We start from the raw sequence: 1,921 nt of genomic DNA on the forward strand, positions 1-1,921 counted from the left end.
CCATCCTGCTCGGCGGGCCGGGGGTGGTCTTCTGGATGGTGGCCAGCGCCTTCCTGTGCATGATCCTCAAATATGCCGAGACCCTGCTGGCCGTGCGCTACCGTACCAGGAACGAGCGCGGGGAGACGGTGGGCGGCCCGATGTATTACATGCGCGACGGGCTCTCGCTGCGGCTGCTCCCCGCGGTGTTCTGCCTGCTCTGCCTGGCGACCGCCCTCTTCGGTGCGGGGAACGTCACCCAGATCGGTACCATTTCCCATGCCGTGGAGGACACCTTCGGGATCGGCGGGCTGTGGGTGAGCGCGGCGTGCGCCGTCTGCATATTGCTGATGACCGGCGGCAGCGTCAAGCGGCTGGGGAACGTCTTCGCCATCCTCACTCCCCTGATGTCCATCCTCTTCATGGCCGCCTCCCTGCTGGTGCTGCTGCGCAACATCCAGCGCCTGCCCGAGGTACTGGTGCTGATCCTGCGCAGCGCCTTCTCGCCGCGCGCCGCGGCGGGCGGCGTGGGGGCCTATACCCTGCTCTCGGCGGCCAAATACGGCGTTTCCCGCGGCGTATTTTCCAACGAGGCGGGCCTGGGCAGCTCGCCCATCATCCACGCCGCCTCGGGGAACACCCCGGTGCGCCAGGGGATGTGCGGCGCGTTCGAGGTCTTTTTCGACACGGTGGTGATGGCCGGCCTGACCGCATTGACCATCCTGTGCAGCGGGGTCGACCTCGGCGCGGGGATGTCCCCCACCGCGCTGACCGCCGCCGCCTTCGGCACGGTGTTCGGCAGGGCGAGCAGTGAAATCCTCACCGTCATGCTGGTGGTCTTCGCCGTCTCCAGCGTGCCCTGCTGGTACTTTTACGGGGAAAAATGCGTGGAATACCTCTGGAAGCGCGCGGGGGCGAAGCGGGTCTACCGTATTTTCTTTTTTGCCCTGATGGTATTCTGCCCGCTGCTGCGGCTGGATGGGCTGTGGGACTTGGCCGACAGCCTCAACGGCCTGATGGCGGTGCCCAACCTGATCGCGGTGGTCATGCTCTCGCGCGAGGTGATTGCCGCCACCCAGGGCGAGCGCGGCCGCCGGGACGCCGTGCGCCTGCTCGCCGGACGGACCAGGGACAACATTTGAAAAGTTTCCCAAGGTATGGTATGCTAGGGGCAGGAACTCAACCATATGGGAAAGGGGCCTTATGATGAAACGGATCATTACCATCAGCCGGCAGTTCGGCAGCGGCGGCCGGGAGATCGGCCAGGCGCTGGCCAGCGAGCTGGGGCTTGAATTTTACGACAAGAAGATCATCACCCTGGCGGCCAAGGAGAGCGGGATCGACGAGAAGCTCTTCGAGCACGCCGACGAGAAGGAGACCGACAGCTTCCTTTACTCCTTCGCCATGGGCGGGCACGGCATGGGCGGCGCCATCGCGGGCTACAGCGACTATATCACCAACGACAAGCTCTTCATCGAGCAGTCCAAGGTGATGCGCAAAATCGCGGCCCAGGGCCCCTGCGTGATCGTGGGGCGCTGCGCCGACTACATCCTCAAGGACATGGACTGCGTCAACGTCTTCATCCACGCCGACCTGGAGGCGCGGATTGCCCGCGTCATGAAGGAATACGGCCTCTCGCACGGGGACGCCAAGGCCTTCGTCAAGAAGACCGACAAGCGCCGCTCCAACTATTACAACTACTATTCCGACAAGGCCTGGGGGAGCGTGTCGAGCTACCACCTCTGCCTGGATACCGGCATGCTGCCGCCCGCGCGGTGCGTCGAGCTGCTCCGGGAGTACGTCAGTCTCATCGAGGAATCTTAAAGCAGGACAAAACGGGAGGGGGAGGCCGCCACGGCCTCCCCCTCCCCTGCGTTTCCCCGCATTGGCGCACGGGTTATCTTCGGCACCCGCCGGTGCCGGGGTTTTGCTTCTCCTTGCC

Annotated in this window: 2 protein-coding genes; both read left to right on the top strand. The window is 64.8% G+C overall.

Translation table 11 applies throughout. The features are described 5' to 3' along the window. Window positions 1-1,121 (top strand): alanine/glycine:cation symporter family protein (locus B5477_RS00240; RefSeq protein ID WP_079697847.1); only part of this gene is annotated, 1,121 nt, incomplete at its 5' end. A gap of 64 nt (window positions 1,122-1,185) precedes the next feature. Next, the gene (locus B5477_RS00245; protein ID WP_242942086.1) at window positions 1,186-1,803 is read left to right on the top strand and encodes a cytidylate kinase-like family protein; all 618 of its coding nucleotides are present in this window, start codon (window positions 1,186-1,188) and stop codon (window positions 1,801-1,803) included. Window positions 1,804-1,921 lie beyond the last annotated feature (118 nt).

Source organism: Provencibacterium massiliense (genome assembly GCF_900169495.1).
Lineage (GTDB): Bacteria > Bacillota > Clostridia > Oscillospirales > Ruminococcaceae > Harryflintia > Harryflintia acetispora.

Coding starts and splice junctions, on each gene's coding strand:
- B5477_RS00245 (WP_242942086.1), top strand. CDS start 1,186: ATGAAACGGATCATTACCATCAGCCGGCAGTTCGGCAGCGGCGGCCGG.